At 62.6% G+C, this 18,589-nt stretch carries 16 protein-coding genes and 4 pseudogenes; 8 read left to right on the plus strand and 12 right to left on the minus strand.

Annotated elements, in window-relative coordinates; all coding sequences use genetic code 11:
* The first annotated feature begins 130 nt into the window (after positions 1 to 130).
* From NNZ72_RS23775 to NNZ72_RS23785, 3 genes are all read left to right on the plus strand, one after another.
* Positions 131 to 1,054 carry a LysR family transcriptional regulator gene (locus NNZ72_RS23775; RefSeq protein WP_234189696.1) on the plus strand — a complete coding sequence of 308 codons (924 nt, stop codon included), beginning with the start codon at positions 131 to 133 and terminating at the stop codon, positions 1,052 to 1,054.
* A 185-nt stretch (positions 1,055 to 1,239) separates the two neighbouring features.
* Positions 1,240 to 2,475 carry a chromate efflux transporter gene (gene chrA / locus NNZ72_RS23780; protein WP_234189750.1) on the plus strand — a complete coding sequence of 412 codons (1,236 nt, stop codon included), beginning with the start codon at positions 1,240 to 1,242 and terminating at the stop codon, positions 2,473 to 2,475.
* Between the two features lie 120 nt (positions 2,476 to 2,595).
* Entirely contained in the window at positions 2,596 to 4,557 is a 1,962-nt protein-coding gene (locus NNZ72_RS23785) for a heavy metal translocating P-type ATPase (RefSeq protein WP_130520668.1), read from the plus strand.
* Between the two features lie 256 nt (positions 4,558 to 4,813).
* Here the strand turns inward: NNZ72_RS23785 and NNZ72_RS23790 are convergent, their stop codons facing one another.
* Entirely contained in the window at positions 4,814 to 5,593 is a 780-nt protein-coding gene (locus tag NNZ72_RS23790; RefSeq protein ID WP_130520665.1) for an acetoin reductase, read from the minus strand.
* 293 nt (positions 5,594 to 5,886) lie between these two features.
* Here NNZ72_RS23790 and NNZ72_RS23795 point away from each other — a divergent pair, with 293 nt between their 5' ends.
* Entirely contained in the window at positions 5,887 to 7,275 is a 1,389-nt protein-coding gene (locus NNZ72_RS23795; protein ID WP_130520663.1) for a mercuric reductase, read from the plus strand.
* 35 nt (positions 7,276 to 7,310) lie between these two features.
* Positions 7,311 to 9,662 carry a heavy metal translocating P-type ATPase gene (locus tag NNZ72_RS23800; RefSeq protein WP_255696201.1) on the plus strand — a complete coding sequence of 784 codons (2,352 nt, stop codon included), beginning with the start codon at positions 7,311 to 7,313 and terminating at the stop codon, positions 9,660 to 9,662.
* 47 nt (positions 9,663 to 9,709) lie between these two features.
* Here NNZ72_RS23800 and NNZ72_RS23805 read toward each other — a convergent pair whose 3' ends face one another.
* The 4 genes from NNZ72_RS23805 to NNZ72_RS23820 form a co-directional block, all read right to left on the minus strand.
* Entirely contained in the window at positions 9,710 to 9,940 is a 231-nt protein-coding gene (locus NNZ72_RS23805) for a hexameric tyrosine-coordinated heme protein (RefSeq protein ID WP_024845346.1), read from the minus strand.
* A 97-nt stretch (positions 9,941 to 10,037) separates the two neighbouring features.
* A complete protein-coding gene (locus NNZ72_RS23810; protein ID WP_130520661.1) occupies positions 10,038 to 10,682 on the minus strand; it encodes a DUF924 family protein in 645 nt (214 codons plus the stop codon).
* Positions 10,683 to 10,774: 92 nt separating this feature from the next.
* Positions 10,775 to 11,992 carry a heavy metal translocating P-type ATPase gene (locus NNZ72_RS23815; RefSeq protein ID WP_257318166.1) on the minus strand — a complete coding sequence of 406 codons (1,218 nt, stop codon included), beginning with the start codon at positions 11,990 to 11,992 and terminating at the stop codon, positions 10,775 to 10,777.
* Positions 11,941 to 12,642 (minus strand): P-type ATPase actuator domain-containing protein, encoded by a 702-nt coding sequence (locus NNZ72_RS23820; protein WP_257318167.1) that lies wholly within the window; start codon positions 12,640 to 12,642, stop codon positions 11,941 to 11,943. Before NNZ72_RS23820 ends, NNZ72_RS23815 begins: the two co-directional genes overlap by 52 nt.
* 163 nt (positions 12,643 to 12,805) lie before the next feature.
* Between NNZ72_RS23820 and NNZ72_RS23825 the strand changes: the two are divergent.
* Positions 12,806 to 13,327, plus strand: a pseudogene (locus NNZ72_RS23825) (ABC transporter substrate-binding protein); the annotation flags it as partial.
* 60 nt (positions 13,328 to 13,387) lie between these two features.
* Positions 13,388 to 14,305: pseudogene (locus NNZ72_RS23830) on the plus strand (amino acid ABC transporter permease); the annotation flags it as partial.
* Here NNZ72_RS23830 and NNZ72_RS23835 read toward each other — a convergent pair.
* Together NNZ72_RS23835 and NNZ72_RS23840 are read right to left on the minus strand one after the other, a co-directional pair.
* Positions 14,301 to 14,438, minus strand: a pseudogene (locus NNZ72_RS23835) (flagellin N-terminal helical domain-containing protein); the annotation flags it as partial. The pseudogenes NNZ72_RS23830 and NNZ72_RS23835 overlap by 5 nt on opposite strands.
* A gap of 300 nt (positions 14,439 to 14,738) precedes the next feature.
* Positions 14,739 to 15,038 (minus strand): hypothetical protein, encoded by a 300-nt coding sequence (locus NNZ72_RS23840; protein ID WP_257318168.1) that lies wholly within the window; start codon positions 15,036 to 15,038, stop codon positions 14,739 to 14,741.
* Between the two features lie 425 nt (positions 15,039 to 15,463).
* Between NNZ72_RS23840 and NNZ72_RS23845 the strand changes: the two genes are divergently transcribed.
* Complete coding sequence (locus NNZ72_RS23845) at positions 15,464 to 15,982, plus strand: hypothetical protein (RefSeq protein WP_257318169.1); 519 nt, start codon at positions 15,464 to 15,466, stop codon at positions 15,980 to 15,982.
* A gap of 33 nt (positions 15,983 to 16,015) precedes the next feature.
* On the opposite strand, the gene NNZ72_RS23850 is transcribed toward NNZ72_RS23845, so the two are convergent.
* The 5 genes and pseudogenes from NNZ72_RS23850 to NNZ72_RS23870 all read right to left on the minus strand — a co-directional run.
* Entirely contained in the window at positions 16,016 to 16,567 is a 552-nt protein-coding gene (locus NNZ72_RS23850) for a hypothetical protein (RefSeq protein ID WP_257318170.1), read from the minus strand.
* The gene (locus NNZ72_RS23855; RefSeq protein ID WP_257318171.1) at positions 16,564 to 16,878 is read right to left on the minus strand and encodes a hypothetical protein; all 315 of its coding nucleotides are present in this window, start codon (positions 16,876 to 16,878) and stop codon (positions 16,564 to 16,566) included. The genes NNZ72_RS23850 and NNZ72_RS23855 overlap by 4 nt, the downstream gene beginning before the upstream one ends.
* Positions 16,879 to 17,070: 192 nt before the next feature.
* A complete protein-coding gene (locus NNZ72_RS23860) occupies positions 17,071 to 17,331 on the minus strand; it encodes a hypothetical protein (protein WP_257318172.1) in 261 nt (86 codons plus the stop codon).
* Between the two features lie 195 nt (positions 17,332 to 17,526).
* The gene (locus tag NNZ72_RS23865; RefSeq protein WP_257318173.1) at positions 17,527 to 18,297 is read right to left on the minus strand and encodes a hypothetical protein; all 771 of its coding nucleotides are present in this window, start codon (positions 18,295 to 18,297) and stop codon (positions 17,527 to 17,529) included.
* An 8-nt stretch (positions 18,298 to 18,305) separates the two neighbouring features.
* Positions 18,306 to 18,589 (minus strand): annotated as a pseudogene (locus tag NNZ72_RS23870) (hypothetical protein); the annotation flags it as partial.

The following is an 18,589-nucleotide window of genomic DNA, read 5'->3' on the forward strand; positions in this document are numbered from 1 at the left end:
ATCACATACTTAAGTGGAGCAATGATCGTGGTCAAGCTTTTCTGACGGAGCAAAGCGAACGCGCGGTGTTGCCGGCAAGATGGCGACAAGCTGCCGGCAATGGGAGCAGGCTCGGAAGGGGTGATCCTTCATGGATGCACAGAACCAGAACTGGGACGATCTGCGCTTCTTTCTCGCTGTGGCCCGGGCGGGCACGCTGTCTGGCGCAGCGCGCAGCCTTGGCGTAACGCACTCGACCGTGTTTCGCCGTCTCAGCGCCTTCGAGGAACGTCTGGGCGTTCGGCTCTTCGAGCGGTTGCCGGACGGCTATGCGCTGACGGGCGCCGGAGAGGCCATGCAGGAGACCGCCATCCGGATCGACGAGGAAATTATCGCCCTGTCGCGTCAGGTGACCGGACAGGACCAGCGCCTGAGCGGGCTTATCCGCATCACAGCCATCGATATGCTGGCGATCGGGTTATTGCCACCGCATCTGGCGGCCTTCCATGCAGCGCAGCCAGGGATCGAATTGGAAGTGATCGTTTCGGACACTCCCCTGGACCTGACCCGACGCGAGGCCGATGTCGCACTGCGCATCGGCAACACGCCGCAGGAAACATTGGTCGGCCGGCGTGTCGGCCGGCTGGCCTTCGGGGTCTATGCCTCGGCAGAACGCGCCGCTCAGGGGCTTGATGACGATCTTGCCGGCAGCGACTGGATCGGCTTCGGCCGGTCACATGGAGCGATCGGTCATCAGTTGGCGGGTTGGCTGCCGAAAATGCGGCCAATCTATCGCACCAACTCGATCTCGGCCGCGATTGCCGCGGCAAGGGCCGGAATCGGCCTTGCGCCGCTGCCCTGCGCCGTAGCCGACCGTACCCCCGATCTTGTCCGGATCGCCCTGTTTCCGCAAGATTTCCGGCTCGATCTGTGGCTGCTGACCCATGAGGACCTGCGCAACACCGCCCGTATCCGTGCATTCATGGATTTCATGGCTGATGCGCTCGCCACCGACGCCGACCTTCTGGAGGGCCGTCGTCCGCAGGCTGGTCTTCCCCGGACAACCACGGCATGAGTCATCCGTTATCTCTCTTGCGGGGTGCGGTCCTGTGGACACCGCTTGCGATGCTGATGGAAGACGAGGCGCGCGCTTCGGCAGTCACCGGTCTGTTCCATTGCCCCATTACAGGGACAATGATCGCATGCGCCCTTTCAGGGCGTCTGGTGAGTCCCGGAAATCGCGAGCATCACGGAGAGATCATGCCCGCCAATGACACGCTGAATGCCGTGGCCCAAAGCCGACGACAAGGAACCCCCGGCGAGGTTCTGGCCGCCTTCCTGAAACTGGGCCTGACCTCCTTCGGTGGACCGATCGCGCATCTGGGCTATTTCCGCGAGGAATTCGTTGCCCGGCGCGGCTGGATCGACGATCGTGGCTACGCCGACCTGGTCGCGCTGTGCCAGTTCCTTCCTGGGCCAGCATCCAGCCAGGTCGGCTTCGCTCTGGGTCTGCAGCGTGCCGGGCCGGCGGGTGCGCTGGCCGCTTGGCTTGGTTTTACCTTGCCTTCCGCCCTGCTGTTGATGCTGTTCGCGCTCGGAGCGGGGGCGTTTTCAGGCCCGCTCGGCATCGGGGTGCTGCACGGGTTGAAACTGGTCGCGGTGGCCATCGTGGCGCAGGCGGTCTGCGGGATGGCGCGCACGCTTTGTCCCGACCGCTCACGCCAGACGATCGCGCTCGCCGCCGTATTGATGGCGGTGCTGATCGGGGGAGCCACGGGTCAGCTGGGTGCAATCCTGCTCGGTGGGCTCGCCGGGCTCTGGCTTTGCCGGGACACGGCGGGAGCGCCGGGTGAAGCGCTGCATTTCCCGGTTTCGCGGCAGGCGGGAACAATCGCGCTGGCCCTGTTCTTCATCCTGATCTTCGGCCTGCCGCTAGCTGTGATGCTATTTCCCGCGCAGGGCCTGGCGGTGATCGACGCCTTCTATCGCGCTGGTGCGCTGGTATTTGGCGGCGGCCATGTGGTCTTGCCTTTGCTGGAAGCCGAAGTGGTTCGCCCGGGCTGGGTCACGCCCGATGCGTTCCTGGCCGGCTATGGCGCGGCCCAGGCGGTGCCGGGGCCGCTCTTCACCTTCGCCGGCTATCTCGGCATGCTGCTCGAACCCGGCCCGAACGGGATCGCCGGCGCGACGCTTGCCCTTTTTGCGATCTTCCTGCCGGGCTTCCTGCTGCTTGTCGGCGCGCTGCCGTTCTGGAACACGCTGCGCGCACGCTCCGGCGTGCGGGCGCCGATGGCAGGGGCCAATGCCGCGGTGGTCGGCATTCTGGGCGCCGCGCTCTACGATCCGCTCTGGACCAGCTCGGTCGGTTCGCCCCGTGACTTTGCGCTGGCGCTGACCTGCTTCGTGGCCCTGATGAGCTGGAAATTCCCGCCATCGCTCGTGGTGTTGATTGCGGCTGCCGGCGGCGCGATCCTGGAGGTAAGCTCGATGTCGTAATGGAAAAAGAATAGCGACCAGGAGCCTGATCGACCGGGAATGTAACGCCAGCCCATCCGGCGCATCATCGCCGGTCTCCCCCAGCCACTGCCGCCGTCGCGGCACAGCCAGGAACACAAATTGCAAATCGACCTTTCTTCCGACCGCTTCATGACAGCATTGACCGGCATCACGCTTGCCGGGATGGCGCTTGCGACTGTCGATGCCTTCTTGATCCCCGGTCTTTGGGGACCGGTCGGTCTCGTGCTGGTCTATCTGGCCGGTGGTGTGCCGACCGGGGTCCGGGCCCTGATGTCGCTCTGGCGCGAGCGGATTCTCGACATCGATCTTCTGATGATCGTGGCCGCCCTTGCCGCCGCCGCGGTGGGTGCTGCGCTCGAAGGGGCGGTGCTGCTGACGCTGTTCAGCCTCTCGACCACGTTGGAGCAGCGGGCGATGGGCCGGGCACGCCATGCCGTCGAGGCGCTGATGGCGCTGCGTCCCGACACCGCGCTCAGGCGCGCTCCTGACGGCACCATCACGGAAGTTTCGGTGGGCGATCTCGTGGCCGGCGACCTGGTGGTGCTGCGCCCCGGTGCGCGTGTGCCGGCCGATGGCGAGGTGGCGGAAGGGGAAGGCTCGCTCGATGAGGCGACGATCACCGGCGAATCGATGCCGGTCGGCAAAAGTCGCGGTGCTAAGGTGTTTGAGGCCACGGTGAACCTCAACGCCGTGCTGGTGGTGCGCGTCACCCGCCCGGTCGCGGAAAGCACCGTGGCGCGAATGATCGAACTGGTGACCGAGGCTCAGGCCGCGCGCGCTCCTTCCGAACGGTTCAGCGCCTGGTTCGGCCAGCGCTATACCATCGCGGTGCTGGCCGGCGCGATAATGGCTCTCGTTATATTCCTCGCACTCGGCTGGACAATGCAGGATGCGCTTTATCGCGCCGCGACGCTGCTGGTCGCGGCCAGCCCCTGCGCGGTGGTGATATCGGTCCCGGCCGCGATCCTCTCGGCATTGGCGGCGGCCGCGCGCGGCGGCGTGCTGTTCAAGGGTGGCGCGGCGCTGGAGACGCTGGCAGATGTCGATATCTTCGCCTTCGACAAGACCGGTACGCTGACCACAGGCAAGGCCGAGGTGACGCAGGTGATGGCGTCGGAATCGGGAGCACAGGCCGAAGAGCGGTTCCTGTCATTGATCGCCGGTCTCGAGGCGCATTCCGAACATCCAATTGCCGATGCGATCCGCCGCCACATCGACGAAAAAGGCATAATCGCCGCCGAGGTGCGCGATGTGGAAACCGTGCCCAGTGAGGGGATTACGGGGGAGGATGCCGTGGGCTCGCTCTGGGCCGGCAATCCGCGCATGGCCGCGCGCATGGGCGCATCGCTCGACGCACCCGAATTTGCGCAGCTGACGGACGGCAGCCAGACCGTGGTGTGGCTGGGGCGGGGAGATCGGGTCTATGGTGCGCTCACCGTCGCCGACCGCCCGCGCGAGACCTCGGCCGCCGGACTGGCTGCGCTCAGGACGGCTGGGGTGGGCACTATCGCCATGATGACCGGCGACCGGCGCCCTGTCGGCTTGCGGATCGCCGCGGAACTCGGACTGGAGGCAAAGGATGTCCATGCCGATCTTCTGCCTGAAGACAAGGTCCGGCTGGTGGGCGAACTGGCGAAGAATGGAAAGGTGGCCTTTGTCGGCGACGGGGTGAACGACGCCGCCGCGCTGGCGCGGGCCGATGTCGGCATCGCCATGGGCGCAGCGGGCAGCGACGTCGCCTTGCAGGCAGCCGATGTCGCGCTGTTGTCGGAGGACATGGCCCGCCTTGCCGCCGCGCATCGGTTGGCGCGCCGTACCCGACGGATCATTCGTCAGAATCTGATTTTCGCCATCGGCATGATGCTGCTTCTGGTCGCCTCGAGCCTGTTCTTCGCCCTGCCGCTGCCGCTCGCGGTCGTCGGACACGAAGGCGGCACGGTGCTGGTGGTGCTGAACGGCCTCAGGCTGCTCGCCGACCCGATCCGGGGGCGCAGTGCGACCTCACTGCGACGCCAACCCGACGCCGGCCCTGTAGAGCCTTCATACCAGTCAGGGGTTTGACCGGATGACGGCAATCCCGCCCGAAACCCGCGTAGATGAGGAACCGACCGCTCTTCAGTAGGCGTCGAATGCCGGTCAAGAACCTGTGGTACGAATGGCGGCCGAAGGCGGCGATGGCCATGCCAAGCAACAAGAGGACAATTCTCTCGACAAAGGCGGCTCTTCCAGACGGAACCATTCCGCTGGAGGGAGAAATTTTCACAAGCCCGTTTCCCGGTGCGGACGCTTCTGAACTTTCGCGATTTGGCAGGCGGCCTTATCGGTAGACGATACCGCCATCGGTCAGGATCGACTGTCCCGTTATGTAGTCGGAATCGGCGCCCGCGAGGAAGGCGACCAACGCTGCCACGTCCTCCGGCGTCTGCGCGCGACCCAAAGCGATGCCTTCGACATACTTCTTGTAAGTTTCGCCCTTCGGCGTTCCGGTGATCTCGGAAAAGCGCTCGTCGATCTCCACCCACATGTCGGTGCCGACGATGCCGGGGCAGTAGGCGTTCACCGTGATGCCCGCGCTGGCATATTCCTTGGCGGCGGCTTGCGTCAGCGCACGCACGGCGAACTTGGTCGCCGAATAGACGCCAAGCATGGCGAAGCCGTCATGTCCGGCAATCGAGCAGGCATTGATGATCTTGCCTTTCTGTCCGCGATCCTTGAATTTCTTCGCAGCCGCCTGGATACCCCAGAGCACGCCGTCGACATTGATCCGGAAGATCAGGTCCATGTCCTCGGGCGTGACGTCGGCGATCGGCTTGACCTGGGCGATGCCGGCATTGTTGACGATGACGTCGAATCCGCCGAGTTGCTTTTCCGCATGGTCGATAGCGGCGTAGACGTCGTCGCGCTTGCTGACATCGGCGATGACGGTGGTGGCCTTGCGTCCGAGCGCTTCGACTTCCTTGCGAACGGAGTCGAGCTTGTCAGCCTTGACATCGGCCAGCGCGAGGTCGGCGCCTTCCTTTGCAAGCCGCAGCGCAATGCCGCGTCCGATCCCCTGGCCAGCGCCGGTTACCAAAATGACTTTGCCATTCAACGACATGATTTTCTCCTACAGAAAGTTGGCCAATCCTGTGCAGCCAGGATGTTCCCTTTCGGGCAATACAGCCGGAGCAGAACCGACTACACTCGATGATTCCGGTCCATTTAAAGGCCGTGGCCCGGAAATGATGCGACGGCGCCGAAACTGGCAGTAAGGCCACCTCAAGGGGCCTCCCTCAAAAGCAACAGTAATTGTTCGACACCGCAAGAGTATGACATGATCCCGCATATATGGCCGAGCGCCATATTTTCATCGCGCGGATAGGGTCGCTGTTGCAGAAGGATGCATAGTTGATGATGGAAGCGGAACGCTACGACGCTGTCGTGATCGGCAGTGGCGAGGGCGGGAAATACCTCGCCTGGCATATGGCGCAAGCCGGCCAGAAGGTAGCTGTCATCGAGCGGCGCTGGATCGGCGGCTCGTGCCCCAACATCAACTGCCTGCCCAGCAAGAACGAGATATGGAGCGCGGGTATTGCTCATGCCGTTGCCCACGCCGCGGAGTACGGCGTTGCATCCGGCCCTGTCTCGGTCGACATGAAGACGGTCGTGGCGCGCAAGCGCGCCATGGTCGAGGGTCTGGTTGCGTTTCATCTCGAACGCTACGAGGCGACGGGCGCGGAACTCATCATGGGCAACGCCCGCCTCATCGGACCAGAAACGATCGAAGTTGCCTTGAACGACGGCGGGACGCGACTGCTCGCCACGGACAAGCTGTTTCTCAATCTTGGAACACATGCAACCATTCCACCCGTCCCCGGTCTGGCCGAAGCCAGGCCGCTCACCCATATCGAGGCGCTCGAACTGGACCGGTTGCCGGCACATCTGATCGTGCTCGGCGCCGGCTATGTCGGCCTTGAACTCGCGCAGGCCTATCGGCGTTTCGGCAGCCGCGTCACCATTGTGGACCGTGGGCCACGGCTGCTGAAGCGCGAGGATGAAGATGTGTCCGAAGAAGTTCGGCGGATTCTGGAGGCGGAAGGCATGGAGGTGCTTTTGTCGGCCGAAGTCGAGAAGGTGGAGGGCCGGTCGTGCGAAAGCGTGCGCGCCACCATTCGGACGCCGGGCGGTTTAAGAACGATCGAGGGCACGGACATTCTGGTCGCTGCCGGCCGCACGCCCAACACGCGAGGGATCGGTCTCGAAGAGGCAGGCATTGCGCTGACGGATCGCGGTTACATCAAGGTGAACGATCGACTGGAGACAACTGCAAGGGACGTCTGGGCCATCGGAGAATGCGCGGGAAGTCCGCAATTCACCCACGCATCGCTCGATGATTTCCGAATTATCCGGGACAATCTTGACGGTGGAGACAGAACGACCACCGGGCGGCTGATGCCCTATTGCATGTTCATCGACCCGCCCCTTGCCCGCATCGGCATGAGCGAAGCGCAAGCGCGGGCCAATGGAATGGATTTGCGCGTCGCGAAACTGCCAATGAAGGCGGTGCTGCGGACGCGGACGACCTCGCAAACCTCGGGCTTCATGAAGGCGCTGATCGATCCACAGGACCGGATCGCAGGCTTTGCGATGATCGGTTCGGAGGCCGGAGAAGTGATGGCCGTGGCGCAGGCGGCCATGCTTGGCGGTCTGTCCTACAGTGTCCTGCGCGATGCGGTTCTTGCGCATCCGACAATGGCCGAGGGGCTGAACGCGCTGTTTGGCAATGTAGCGAAACGATGAGTTTTCTAGGTTCAGGTGAGGCGGCGGGTTAGAGAATGAACGGACACGGTGAGCATCAGCACCATTCGCATGGTCACGCCCATTCGGGTGACGGGCATCTTGTGAAGGACCCCGTCTGCGGCATGGAGGTCGATCCGCAGACAGCGGAACATCACCTGACCCATGAGGGCCACACCCATTATTTCTGCTCGGCTTCATGCAAGGCGAAATTCAAGGCGGACCCGGCCCGTTATCTTGCAGGAGACGCGGCGCCCGCTCCGGACGCGCCCGAGGGAGCGATCTGGACCTGTCCGATGCATCCCGAGATCCGGCAGGATGGGCCGGGAAGCTGCCCGATCTGCGGCATGGCGCTGGAGCCGTTGATGGTGACCGCCGACAGCGGCCCCAGCCCGGAACTCGCCGACATGACGCGGCGCTTCTGGATCGGGCTGGTCCTCGCCGCTCCGGTGTTCGTGCTCGAAATGGGCAGCCACCTCGTGCCCGCGTTGCATCATCTGGTGCCGATGCGGATATCGATCTGGATTCAGCTCGTTCTGGCAACGCCGGTGGTTTTGTGGTGCGGATGGCCGTTCTTTGAGCGCGCCTGGGCGTCGCTGGTCAATCGCAGCCTCAACATGTTCACCCTGATCGCCATGGGCACGGGCGTCGCCTGGGCCTACAGTATCGTCGCCGTCCTTGCGCCGGGCATTTTCCCCGCCGCCTTTCGCGCGGAAGATGGCACGGTCGCGGTCTACTTCGAAGCGGCGGCGGTCATCACCGTTCTGGTGCTGCTCGGCCAGGTGCTGGAACTGCGCGCCCGCGAGCAGACATCAGGCGCGATCAGGGCGCTTCTCGATCTGGCGCCGAAGACGGCGCGGCGCGTCAGTGACGACGGCATGGAGGAAGACGTGCCGGTCGAGCATGTCGTGCTCGGTGACAGGCTGCGCGTGCGGCCCGGCGAGACAGTGCCCGTCGATGGCGTGGTCGAGGACGGCCGCTCTTCGCTCGACGAGGCGATGGTGACCGGCGAATCCATGCCCGTCACCCGCACTGTAGGCGATCAGGTCATCGGCGGCACGCTGAACCAGACCGGGGCGCTGGTGATCCGTGCGGAAAAGGTCGGCCGCGATACCATGCTGTCGCGCATCGTCCAGATGGTGGCCGACGCGCAGCGGTCGCGGGCGCCGATCCAGCGCATGGCCGACCAGGTCTCGGGCTGGTTCGTGCCGCTGGTCATTGTCATTGCAATTCTCGCCTTCATCGTCTGGGGCATCTGGGGGCCGGAGCCGCGCTTTGCCTATGGGCTGGTCGTGGCCGTTTCGGTGCTGATCATCGCCTGTCCCTGCGCATTGGGGCTGGCGACGCCGATGTCGATCATGGTCGGCGTCGGCAAGGGTGCGAGCGCCGGCGTCCTGATCAAGAACGCCGAGGCGCTCGAACATATGGAGAAGGTCGACACGCTCGTCGTCGACAAGACCGGCACGCTCACCGAGGGCAAGCCGTCGGTGACGGCGGTCGTTGCGGCAAACGGCTTCGATGAAACGGAAATCCTGCGGCTTGCCGCTGGCGTCGAGAAGGCGTCGGAACATCCGCTTGCTCTGGCGATCGTGGAGGCGGCAGAGAAGAAGGGCATCGAGGTCCCGCCCGTGGTGGACTTCGACTCTCCTCTCGGCAAGGGCGCGCTCGGCACCGTCGAGGGCAAGGCGATCGTGCTCGGCAATGCGGCGTTCCTCAAGGAGCATGGTGTCGATGCGTCGGCCCTTGCCGAACGGGCGGACGCCTTGCGCCACGATGGCGCGACGGCGATCTATATCGGCATTGAGGGCAGGGCCGGCGGCATTTTCGCCATTGCCGATCCGGTCAAGGCAACGACGCAGAAAGCGTTGAAAGCCTTACATGGCGAGGGTATCCGCATCGTCATGCTGACCGGGGACAATAAAACCACAGCCGAAGCTGTCGCACGTCAACTGGGCATCGATGAGGTCGAGGCCGACGTGCTGCCGGATGCAAAGAGCGCCGTGGTGAGCCGTCTCAAGGCGGAAGGCCGTGTGGTCGCCATGGCGGGCGACGGCGTCAATGATGCGCCGGCGCTGGCGGCTGCCGATGTCGGGATCGCCATGGGCTCGGGCACCGATGTCGCCATCGAAAGCGCCGGTGTCACCCTGCTCAAGGGTGATCTGATGGGGATCGTGAAGGCGCGGCGTCTGTCGCAGGCGACGATGGCGAATATCCGCCAGAATCTGTTCTTCGCCTTCATCTACAATGCCGCCGGCATCCCGATTGCCGCGGGCGTGCTTTACCCTTCTTTCGGCCTCCTCCTTTCACCGATCATCGCGGCGGCCGCCATGTCGTTGTCGTCGGTCAGCGTCATCGCCAATGCGCTGCGATTGCGAGGGCTGAAACTTTGACTGAAACGCCGGTGCGACTGACGCCCTCGCCTATGATTGACCGGGCGTCAGTCGCGCCAATAATTGTTGGCGGCTGCCACCGTCTGGAAATGGATGGCGATCACCTGTGAGGAGGCGATCAGCTGCGCGGTGTCCTGATCGTAGGCCGCGCGCAGCTTGTCGCGAATTTCTGCGGACGGCTGGGTCACCTTGACGCCGACCCGCGCCATTTTGGTGGCAAGGTCGAACCCCTCCTGCGGGGTTGCTGTCTTGAGTGAGGGAAGCCAAGTGTCAGCCATGATGTTTTCCTTCCAGAGAATACGAATACGCAACAACCGTAATCTACCCGAGCAGCCGACGAAAGCATCAACCCTCGATGCGTTTCGCCTCCAGGCGTCACGCCTGAAACGCCCTCTCGTGCGGGAAATCCCCTCCAGCGATGTAAGCGTCTTCCGCCTGCGTCGATTCTCGGCCGAGGACCTGATTGCGGTGCGGGTGACGGCCGAAAGCGGCGATGACCTTGCGCACATCACCGGCCTGGTTCACCAGCGACTGGTATATCGGTTGAAGGGAAGCGGACGCTTCCGCCGCTATCTCTTCGCGAAGCCCGATGAGCAGATCGATGCGCTCAAGGTGATCCGGGCCTTCGCAATGGCCAAGGGGCTGACTGTAGACGACCCTGTACCAGGGCGTGCCGAGCGATGCATAGTGGCCGTTGGAGAACCCCTCCATCGCCAGCGACAGTGCGGCAGGGTCCTGCGCGAAAGCCCGCGGCGTGCCGCGCCACAGCGAGCGTGAGAACTGGTCGAGCACGATGATGAGCGCCAGCCTGCCTTCGGGTTCGTCGGCCCAGTCGTCGAGATCGCCTGAGGCTGCGCTCCTCGTGAGGTCGGCGAAGCGCGCGACGATCGTGTCATCCGCTCCGCCGTGCAACCGCCACGACCAGTGATCGCGATGAGTTTCAGCCTTTATCTGTGAGGAGCGGCCTTCGGGAAACCAGAAGTCGAGAACGTCGTTCCACGGGGCGGTCCTGGTATTCATGTCGATCCTTTCTGGCGGTTGCGAGCAATGAGACAGGGTTGGCGCCGCAAAAACAACAGACCCCGCATCGCTGCGGGGTCTGCGAGGAGGCTTCAGCCTCGCGCGGCCACAGTTGCGGGCCGGGCGGTGGCTGTTTTTGACGCCCGTCCGCCGGGTGCGGTGGCCTTCGGCACGCGCAGCAGGCGCATGCCGTTGGCGATGACGATCAGCACCGAAAGCTGGTGGACCAGCATGCCGCCGGCCATATGGACATTGCCGGAGAACACGCCCGCCAGCAGTCCGGCCACCGTCACCAGTGCGATGACGAGGTTCTGGCGCATATTGCCCAGCGTTGCGCGCGAGATCGCCATCGCCTCGGGGATCTTGCCGAGATCGTCCTTCAGGAGCGCGATGTCGGCGGTCTCGATGGCGACGTCGCTGCCGGCCGCGCCCATGGCGATCGAGGTGTCGGCTGCGGCAAGCGCCGGTGCATCGTTGATGCCGTCGCCGACCATGGCGACATGCGCGCCATCCGCCTTCATCTTCCGGATCAGTTCCAGCTTGTCCTCGGGCATCAGCCCGGCATGGACCTCGTCGATGCCGACCTCGCGGGCGATGGCTTCGGCCGCGCCATGCTGGTCGCCGGTCAGCATGACCACACGGCCTATGCCGATGTCACGCAGACGGGCGATGGCTTCCGCCGCGCCTTCACGGGCCATGTCGGACATGCCCAGCATCCCGATCAACTGCCCGTCACGCGCCACCAGGATCGGCGTCTGGCCATTGGACAGCAGACGGTCCAGGGCGGCTTCGCCCTCCTGGCCCAGCGTAATGCCGAGCGTATCCATGAGGCGTCGGTTGCCGGCGGCGATGACGCGGCCGTCGATGCGGGCGCTCAGGCCCATGCCGGCATGTTCCTCCAGCGCCTCGGGCGTGGAAAGCGGCCCCTGCTTGCGGCCAGCCTCGACGATGGGACGGCCGAGCGGATGGGTCGATCCGGTCTCGGCGGTCGCAGCCAGATGCAGCAACTCGGCCTCGGCAATGCCGCCGAGCGCGACGATAGAGGCGAGCTGCGGCTTGCCTTCCGTCAGCGTGCCGGTCTTGTCGAGCGCCAGCGTATCGATGCGGCCTGCACTTTCCAGATGCTGACCGCCCTTGATCAGGATGCCGCTGCGCGCCGCCCGGCCGATGCCGGCGACGATGGAGACCGGCGTCGAGATGACCAGCGCGCCGGGGCAACCGACGACCAGCAGCGTCAGCGCCAGGCGGATGTCCTGCGTCACCGCGAAGGCGGCGACCGCGAGCCCGATGATCGACGGCGTATATACCATTGCGCAAAGCGCTCGATCATACGCTGGCTCGGGGCCTTTTCCTCCTGCGCTTCCTCGACGCGCTGAATGATGCGGGCAAGGGTGGTGTCGGCGCCGACATTGGTGGCGCGGATGCGCAGCAACCCGTTCTCGGCGATCGTTCCTGCATGAACGTGGCTACCAGGCGCTTTCTCGGCCGGCATCGGCTCACCGGTAATCGCCGCCTCGCTGACGGCGGCGGTGCCTTCGGTCACCTCACCATCCACCGGGATGCGTTGACCGGCCCTGACCAGCACGGTCTCGCCAAGCTGGACCATATGCGCCGGCACCTCGACGGGATCGCCGTCGCGCAGCACGGTCGCGGTGGCGGGCGCGGCATCGAGCAATGCCTTCAGCGCGCCACGGGTCTGCCCCATGGTGCGCGCCTCCAGCCAGCCACCGAAAATGAAGAGGAAAGTGACGGCCGCCGACTCCCAGACCTCGCCGATAAACAACGCGCCGACCGCCGCGACGGTGACGAGCAGTTCGATGCTGAAATGTTTTACGAGCAGCGAACGCCAGGCGCGGATGGCGATGTCGGAGCCGGCAAGAAAAGCTGCCGCGACCATCAGCGCCGTCCATGCCTCGATCATGCCAAAACCGTAGCGTGCCAGAAGGCCAGCCGCGATCAACCCGCCGCTGCCTGTTGAATATCGCCGGGATTTGACCCGGTTTGTTGGTTTATCCTAACCCATGCGTAGCTAAAAAATTCCCTTTAATGCCAATTCTTTGCGTCGCTTCAGCAGGGGCAAGGCTACATGAAAAACCGGGTCTAATCCGACCGATACTCAACACAATAGCCGCTTCGACGTCGCCGCCGCCGCGATCGGCACGACGGACAAGCGCAAGGAGACGGTCGACTTCTCTGACGGCTATCTCGCCGGCTTCCTTACAGTGCTGACAGCGGATGCCGGCATCACCGATGCGGACGGCCTCAAGGGCAAGCGCCTTGGCGTCGTGCAAGGCACCTTGCAGGAAATCTATGCCGAAAAGAATTTCACGGGGGCCGATCTGGTAAAATTCCCGGATAACAACTCTGCCGTCTCCGCGCTCAACAACGGAACGGTCGATGCGCATTTCCTCGACTACGAGGCGGCAAAGGACTACTCGGCGCGCTATCCCAAACTGAAGGTCGCCGTCAACATCCCGAGCTTCGACGCGCCGGCCGGCTTTGTCGTCCGCAAGGGCAATGACGCCCTGCGCGAGGCGCTGAACAAAGCTCTCCAGGCCGCCATGCAGGACGGCACCTGGAAGACCCTGCACGAAAAGTGGTTCCCCGGAACGCCGATGCCGGATTCCTATCTTCCCAAGCAGTGATGCCGCCTTGCCGGTCCGGCCTCTCCGGTCGGACCGGTCTTTTTTCCAAGGGACCTCCTGATGAACTGGCTTGAAAACCTGCGCCGCAGCTTCCTTGACTGGAACGCCATGGCCGAAGTGCTGCCGACCATGATCACAGTCGGCCTGAAGAACACGCTTATCCTTGCGGCGGCCTCGACTGTGCTGGGCGTCGTCATCGGCATGGTGCTCGCCATCATGGGCATTTCCCGATCGCCCTGGCTGCGCATCCCCGCACGCCTCTACACGGATATCTTTCGCGGCCTGCCGGCCATCGTCACCATCCTGCTGATCGGCCAGGGATTCGCCCGCATCGGCCGCGAACTGTTCGGCCCGTCGCCCTATCCGCTCGGCATCCTGGCGCTCAGCCTGATCGCTGGCGCTTATATCGGCGAGATCTTTCGCTCGGGCATTCAAAGCGTCGACCGTGGTCAGATGGAAGCCTGTCGAGCGCTCTCGATGAGCTATGGCCAAGGCATGCGGCTCATCGTCGTGCCGCAGGGCGTGAGCCGCGTACTGCCGGCCCTCGTCAATCAGTTCATCGGTAATGTCAAGGATTCGAGCCTCGTCTATTTCCTCGGCCTGCTTGCCTCCGAGCGCGAGATTTTCCGTGTGGGACAGGATCAGGCCGTCGTCACCGGCAACCTTTCGCCGCTGCTTTTGGCGGGCATCTTCTATCTCGTCGTCACCGTGCCGCTCACCCATGTCGTCAACGCCATCGACAATCGCCTGCGCATCGGCAAGCAGCGCCCGGCGATCATCACCAGCGGGCTGGAGGAGGTCAGCGAACTGGACGGCGCCAGCCGTGCGTCCGGGGCTGTCTTCAAGGGCGGCAGCCTCGATGTGCGCAATCTCGGCATGGCCTATGGCGAACTCGACGTGCTCAAAGGCGTCAACCTTTCGGTGAAGCCGGGCAGCGTCACCTGCATCATCGGTCCGTCCGGCTCCGGCAAGAGTACGCGGCGTTATCGCGCGCGCCTTGCACCCTCAAGCCGGAGCTGACATGCGCCTGCGTGGTGGCGAGGCTGGAGTCCAGAGAACGCAATGTCTGGAGCGCCGCCATGGCGGCGGCATTGGTCAGGATGCTCGTCATCGTGCGATACCGATATGAATGTTCGAAACAGGGATCGTCATGATGCCGAAGTGGCGAACTGCCTGGCCGTGACTATCGTTCACGAAAGGTTAGCGAGGCAGGCGACGCTCTAGGGTAGAAGTACCCGGCGGGCAAAGGAAAGCTGACTTCCGATAATGAATGTTATCGGAAGCCAGATTGAGGTCGGGGCATCATTCTCTTTCGAACTTGAGGGCGTTTAACTACAACAAGGCATGACGGGCTCACGCCGGGCCGCCGTTCGCGCAAGCCTTCGCCTAGTGATCATGCACGCGAGATGCTTCAATCGAACTCGTTCCGGACATCCCAACCGAACTCCTGAAATCCCCGCTGGTGTAGTCGCCGAGTGTCGGCGATGGCTGACCGACGATAATCGGAAATCACTCGGTTCAGCCTGCTTTTCGTGTCCTGGCTTCTCAACGCGACGGCATTCGATGTTCTGCTTTCGGGTGATCGGATCGCAAGCGCAACGTCGAGGCCACGGAGGTATGTCAGGGCCGTCTGGCGCTGTTTTTCGTCGGTGATGTTCGGGAGATGCGCTTCGATCGCCTCGTGAAGAATGTGAAGAATGGCAGACTCCATCGATGTCCTCTCTTTTTCGACCGCACGGGTTCCAGCGGACAGGGAAATTGTGCGGCAACCGGCGGAAGGCTGCAAATAGCCGGCAGATGATTTCCCCATGTGCCGTCTTGTTCATGCGAATTTGCCACTCGCACACATGCATCAAGCTGAGCCGCCAGGCCTTCCAATTATTGTCTATGGATCGCACCCAGTATCGGGTCGAAAGCAAGAAGAGTATGGTAGCAATCAGCCCACCTAAGCGTCCTGATCAGCATCTGAAGCCCCGTCCTTCAAGGTGAGGAGAGTTCACGTACTCTCCATGACTCGGCTGGCCTCTGCCTCATCTTTTTGTTGCTTGCGTGGTCGTCGACCACGATCTCCTCACCATAACGGAGAGGAGCATCATGCGTAGATTTGCTGCCGCGCTAGCCCGGGTAATAGCCCAAATGGGCAAGGATTTCTGGAACTCGCTGCCGACCATCGGCAGGGCCGTCGACGACGTTATAAGTTGGCCGTTCCGCGTCTTGTTCGGCGGAGGATCGCCGCTGCCGCACTACGAGCCGGAGATCGCCAGATCCGATGTCGTCGAAACCTTCAAGCAGGCCCGCGAGGCGGCCGCCGCCCACTCGTTGGATGCGTCCGGGATCGAGACCGTCAGGAAGTACTGCAACGCGAGAAAGGACGACCGCGCCGACATGGACATCAGTGCTGTTCCCCCGCAGGCGCGTCTGCTTCTCATGACGATGTCGGACGACGAACTGTATGCACTCGGCCGCGCAGGCCCGGGACAAATCAAGAAGTTCCTCGACGGGAAACAGCATGAGATCAACGGCGTGCCGGTCGTCGGCGTTCATAAGCCCATTCCCGCAAACGACCGGCCGCCGCGCCCGGCGTTCAACCATCGCCGCTGGAGGCATCAGGCGCTTCTGTTGCGCGACGTCGAGGATCGATACAAAATCGGATGAAAGATAGAAAGCCCGCCATTGAGGTGCGCTTCGTCATTCCGGGGCTTCGTCACCGGGACCGGCTGGCACTTCGGGAACGCGGTCGAGAATTGCCCAGGCTTTCGCCACGACCTCATCAATGCCGACCTTCTGCCTCCGATCTAACTGTGCGTGGCCCTCGGCGACATCTTCTGCTTCAGGCAGCTCCGCCTTCGCTTGTTTGTTCTCGCGGAAGAGTGAAGCGAATGTATTGGCCTGTTTCCTGACTTCATCTTCGGGCGGCTGAGGCATCCGGAGACCAGCATCGCCGAGTGCGACGAGCAGGTCGGCGGAATCGCGGAGGCCGAGTTTTACGCATGCGACACGGGCGGAGATAATCCCCGCCGAGTACTGCTCGAGGACTTCGCGATTGCTGAAATCTCCGGAAGCGATGATCGCATCCATGTCGGCAATCACTTCGTCGGCGTCTTCGACTTCACCAGCCTTGACCTGTTCAATTCCACGGATCGCCGTCAGGAAACGCTGGTGGTTGTGTGGCTCCTCGTAAGCGAGGTCCCCGAAATACTGCCTGATCAGCGTCCATTCTTCATTCGTTTCCTGGCTCAAGCGCGCACCCGAGCGGCCAGCATGTCGACGGCTTCCTGACGCTGGCGGCATGCCCGGCGCAGGCTTGCGACCTCGGCCTCGAGTTCTGCGACCATCGCGACGGCAGTGCGAGCGAGGTCTTCCATGTCGGAGGCGTGAGCCTTGGCTGCCCCGAGCGCGTCATAGTAGGCGCGCTCGCGACGGGCCTCGGCGGCGGCATCGATTGCTGCGCCGACAGCTGAGGCGAAACCGACGGCGCCAGCGGCGATCATTGCCATACCAGCGGCATTGCCCATGACCGCACTGTATGCCGGGTTCCCAAAGTTTGCCATAGTGACCTCCGTCAACAAAGTTGTTGATGTGTCGTATGACGCGGAATGGTTGTGATTTCAACCAGGAAAACCGGATATAGCGATCGGAATGTTAACCTGGCGGTCCTGATGCAGCATTCGAAATTCGCAGAGCATCGGCGGCAGAAAATCACCTGTAATCGGTGGGATCGTCACCGCAGCGCTGGTGCATGACTAGACACGCTCGTATTTCGGTTTCCAGCCGCGCGTGAAGCCCTGCGACATGATCCTAGACGCGGTGTAGAGCTGATCCCGTAGGAAGTCGGCATCGAGGAGCAGCTCCCCCATTGCCACCTTCGCGTCGCCGCCGTAAGCCTCGAGAACTGCCTCGGCAAGATCGACCTCAGGCTCGTCGAAACCGGGTGCGGGAAATACGACTCGAAGGAGAGCTGGAAAACCATGGGCAACCTCGCCGGTTAAGAATTGCATCCGCAACAACGGATGTGTTCCTGTTTTGTTCAAGTTTGCGGATGAGTCAAGTCGCTTATGCGAATTAAGCGGACGATAAGAAGTTTGATCATGGGGCCGACAGGCCGGCAAAGAAAACTCTGGGAGTCTGAAAAAGGTCTCTACGATGAATGCCGCGCGGACACCGTCGTCATCGATTGCGGTAAATCTCAAATCGGAAGATCAAGCATGTTTGCCAGGCTGCTTCCGTGTCAACGCTTTTTCGAACCAGGACGGTACGGGCGTATTATCTCCCGCTATCGTTCTTGCAGGAACGTATTGCCAGAAACTTCGAAATGCTTCGTGGAATACAGACAGAGCATCCTCGGAAACCTCGAGTTGATCGTAGCGAACATGGTCCCACCCGAACGACCCCGGATCCCCAAGGCTGCGGAGATATTGAGGGTATCTCTCCTTCAACTGATTGAGGGAGGTTCCATGGCCATGCTTATACACGTTAACAATGAGACGGCACGAATCAATGACTTCATGGAATGGCTGCCCTTTGATATCCCATCCCCACCAATCCAGCATTTCGAGCAGCGTGCCGATATCCTGCTTCCATAGGTCAGGCCGCAGCTTGTCCCGGCTGAAATTATGCCCCAGCTCCCGATCGAGCCAGTCTCGGAGCTGTTTGTCCCATTCGTGATACATTCCAGCCGCTATGCTAAGGATCATCTGCTTTCGTAGGTCGTCCAGGAGACCGTAGTGGGCGATGCCGTCTTCCCATGCGGCTTCTGCCGATGACGCAGGATCGTCTGTGTCCGGATCAAACCACTGCCCACGCCTCTCGTACGATTCCTCGGCGTAACGTTCTGCCTCGGCCTCGATATCCCTGAACTGGTCGAGAATGCGTTTCTTCGCTTGCGAGTGATAGAAGTCGATACGTTCGATGAGTTGAGCGCGCCCTTCGTTCCACAGGTTGAGGATTACGAATTCGCCTTCGCTCAACATTATCGTACCTACTTGTTCTTGCCTTTGCCGCCTTCGTTCCATCTGCGGTGTCTCTGTTTGAACCAACTCAGGTCTGGCACCTCTTGCGGACGCGACGGAGCTGTCTCCTGCTTGGGCAACACATACTCGGCGCTACCCGCCTTACCGCAGATGGCCTTCAAGCGACCAAGGAATAGCGATACGTCGCCGAAGTAGTTCGGAAAGGCCGAGACGATGGATGCAGCCTCCTTAGGTCCTGTTGACAAAGTATGGCAGCCATATCTTTGCGGCTGCCAGGGCGAGGAATGCCGAG

Source organism: Shinella pollutisoli, assembly GCF_024609765.1.
Lineage (GTDB): Bacteria > Pseudomonadota > Alphaproteobacteria > Rhizobiales > Rhizobiaceae > Shinella > Shinella pollutisoli.